General features: G+C 56.3%; 2 protein-coding genes. Both read left to right on the forward strand.

The window, feature by feature from the left end:
- Positions 1–494: 494 nt before the first annotated feature.
- Complete coding sequence (locus tag B7R21_RS19885; protein WP_147305985.1) at positions 495–716, forward strand: hypothetical protein; 222 nt, start codon at positions 495–497, stop codon at positions 714–716.
- Between the two features lie 248 nt (positions 717–964).
- A complete protein-coding gene (locus B7R21_RS19175) occupies positions 965–3,088 on the forward strand; it encodes a restriction endonuclease (protein WP_147305986.1) in 2,124 nt (707 codons plus the stop codon).
- Positions 3,089–3,776 lie beyond the last annotated feature (688 nt).

A 3,776-nucleotide genomic window follows, 5' to 3' on the forward strand; every position in this document is an offset into this window, starting at 1 on the left:
CTCGCCAAAAGCCGCCTCGCCCTCGTCCCCGACACCAGGACGGAGGTCGAAGAAACAGCACTCGCCCTCAGCGCCTAACCCATCAAACCGAAGGAACTACCGCTACACCACCACCGGGGACTTGACCCACTTATCCTCTCGGTCAGCTTTCGCTTGAGGGGAAATAGCCCACCCACTCCGCCGCCTAGAACAGCGAAATCCAATACGACGGAAGTCCCCAAGATTTCAATTGAGACTCGAATTCCGTTTGAGCGTCTTGCTTGTTCTTGGACCAAGACGGCCCGCACCTCGCCTGTGACGTCACCCCAAGGAATTGTGATGTCTGGACCTTTTGGCGGCCCATCTCTCTTGAATCCGAAAATCATGAGACCGGAAGAATCCCCCACCAGCGTGAAGTATGTCCCTAAACTAGTCCGCTGATCATATGTTGCAAATTTCTCAAGTTCCGGAAGAAGCGTCTGGCTTCGCGTGCAACCCATAACAATTGCATCAGGATGCGTTTTCGCATATTGCTTCTGAAACTGCACCAAGGATTGCCTCTTGATCGTCAGCACAACCAATATCACGGCAAAAACCGCTACAGCCGCCGCAACTATCCCGGCGCCCCGAACCAAGCCAGCCGGGGTGTCGCCACCTCGAATGGCGACCAGGAACGAACCCGCAAAAAGGACCAGAAGCCCAAAAAATTGGGACCAACCTCGAACTCCAAACATTGACGCCCTGCTCATACCAACCTCCTCAGCCATGGGACCAACTTAGAGGGGTAGTTGGGCGGCAAGGTAGAAGAGGCGTCGAGAACCCCTTCGACCCCAGCGACTGTCTGCGACCGGCCTGCATCGCAGCCTGAACCCGTACCGTTGGTCGTCCGTCTCCGACAATTGCAGCGGTAGTCGATTCCAAGAACCGTTGAGAAGCGTTGGGAATTCGTCGAGTATTGTTCGATGCGCGCATCTAGATTAGGTACGTGACTTCAACTATCAATAAGACTTCGACCGACGAAGCGGAGCTCGAGCAGCGTGCGTTGTGGCGTAGGCAGGTAACCACGTTGCCCGGCTTGCGTGGGGGAAAGCGCGCCTGGTTCGCTCTGGTCGTAGAGCTTGTTGAACAGATCGGAACTAGTGAAGCCCCAATTGCCATGGACGCTCATCCTGACATCCCGTCGGCCATCTTCGATTTGTCAGCTAGTACAGGAGGCGCCGCGCCCAATAAGGACGCATCGACTTGGAACGAATACAGCAAGTTCCTCAAGGCCATCGGGCTTGTAGCTACGCCGAAGGCGCAGTTGGTTCTCACGCCTACCGGCCAGGCCTTCAGATCCCAGCCCACGCGCACTGGTCTCGGTCTAAGTCTGGCGCAGCACTTTCGACTTCTCGTTGAATCATTGGCATTCTTCGCCACGGAGCCTGCGACTGTCGACCAACTAGCCACGCATCTTGAAACTCGATACTCGACAACTTGGAGGACCCTCGGTGGCGTGCGAGACAGAACGGACTGGCTTGATGCCCTGAGTTTGATCGAAGCAATCGGAGGCCGAAAGTGGCGAATCACGGCTGACGGCAAGAGTCTCCTCGCCCAAAGCACACTTGTCAGCCCGAAGGCAACCACGACCCAGGAGAAAGACGCTCGCCCAATCTTCGAGGCCCCTAAAGAGATTCAGACGCTTCTCCAAGAACTCTCAACCGGTGTGCGCACCCACGAGTCCCGTTCTACTTACAACATCTGGGTACCGAGTCCTGCTACCAATCCCAACAAAGTCGAGAACCTGCGTACGATCGTCAACGCAGCGATTGATCCAATCGGGCGCCAGGAACTCCTTGATTTCATCGCGGATAGGTTCGGTCTCAGACGCAGCAGTGTCTACTCCATGATGCCGTTCTTACGCGCATCGGGACTTCTCCACGAGATCGGAAACGGCATCTACGAAGCTACGACGCCCGCAAAAGCCTGGGTCTCGTCGAATGACGACGTCAACTTCATTCGCATCCTTCATGCGAACATGCGTTTCGTCGGTGAAATGATTCAATTCATCGGGGCTGGTACAACGCGCGCCGAGATGTACGCCGAGTCGGCCAAGTACGGATTGAACACAGACAAGAGCCGATGGATTGCCTCGTTCCTTGAGGACACTGGCCTAGCGGAAACACCACGGTACGGGAGTCTCCGAGCTACAGCTTCGGGAGCAGCCCTTGTCGCTGAACTGCCCGTCGACGCACACCCGCAGGTTGTCACCCAAGACACTCCACCCGAAGATGCAAGCACGCCGACTACTCTTCAGACACGTCCGCTATTTACGGAAGAACTCCTGACCCTCTCGCATACACCGCTCGCTCTCAATCTGGGTTCTGGTAAAGCATTCGAGAATGCAATCTGCGATGCATTTCGAGCAGTTGGATTCAGAGCTAGTACCATCAGCGGAGCTGGTGATACCGACATCGTCGTCCGGTGGAGAGACGCGGCCGGCTCCGAGACGGTCGCCATAGTCGAGGCTAAGTCGCGCTCAAATGGCCACGTCGCGCATACCGACATCAGCGATGTTGCCTTGGAGACCCACAAGACTCGCAATCAAGCGAGCTTCATCGCTGTTGTAGGTCCAGCCTTTTCCGGAGAGACGATTAGGAACATGGCGTCCAAACGAGGGTGGGCTCTTATTGACGCCCAACGGCTCGGAACCGTGATTGAGGCCGCGAAGGAACTTGGATTGAGTCCAGCGACAACAGCGCTGCTGTTCAAGGTTCCGAACGGCCTTGATGAACTTGACGATGAAATCAGAATGCGTCGGCGCAAGCTATCGGTGATTTCGTTCGTGCTTTCTAAATTTGTCGAAGAAGCGACAGACGCCGGAGAGGCAATTAGTGCCCGTGACATCTCACGCGACGGGCGAAGCGGGGCGCTCCAACCGACCATTGATGAGGTTATCGAGGCGCTATCTACCATCACTCGCAGCGCCACCGCAGCGATTCGAGTTGTGGAAGAGCACAAAGATCAAAAATTCTCAACCTATGCCCTCGCCAATGCCTGGTCGGCGGCGCGTCAATTGCGCGCGCTTGCGGATGCGATCGAAGCATCCCTGCCATCCACCCGACCCTAGCGAGGAAGCTTTGCTAAGCATTCTCGGCTGCGCCAAGCGCCGAGCTCCGGAGGACGCGTTCCTTGAGACGATCGGCCGTCCCGCTCAGCGTCAGTCCCGAGACGTAAGGCTTTCGGCGTTAGAGGCACCGCCATGTGAGTTCGAAGCAGTTGGGTCCCCAGTCCTGGTCTCGCTCCGCTGCACTTTTCGTCGCCGTCGAACGCCCAAAGCACCAGTGAACCCCAGCACGATCAGGATCACGATCGTGACCAAAGCGTCTATGGTTGGCGCCCATGAGGTTGGTCCCAGTTCGGCCACTCGGCCGCCCTGCGGGTCGAGGTAAATGCAGTTGATTCCAAGCGGAAAGAGCGAGATCGGATCATTGCCGCTAACGAGATTGGAATACTCCGGCGGTACGGTCTCCGGTTTGATGTATTGACATCCAGGCAGAGACGTATAGAGCGGCCCGTACACATTGAAAACCCAAATACCAACGAGATGAAGAAGCAGCGCGATCGCCGCAATGAGACAGATGGCATAAATTAGCCAGCGGGTCTGCCCAGAGTTCGGTTGTCATCTGATCTGTGAGATTTCATTCTCGCTGGAAGGATGTCAGTCATGGCAAAGGCATATCCGAAAGAGTTCCGCGATGATGTCGTGGCGGTGGTCCGGAAGGGCCACGGCAACGCGTCTCAGATCGCGAAGGACT

It is taken from the genome of Subtercola boreus, from assembly GCF_003399625.1.
GTDB lineage: Bacteria > Actinomycetota > Actinomycetes > Actinomycetales > Microbacteriaceae > Subtercola > Subtercola boreus_C.

Excerpts from the sequence above, each read along its gene's own strand:
- B7R21_RS19885 (WP_147305985.1), top strand. The coding sequence starts at position 495 with ATGCGTTTTCGCATATTGCTTCTGAAACTGCACCAAGGATTGCCTCTT.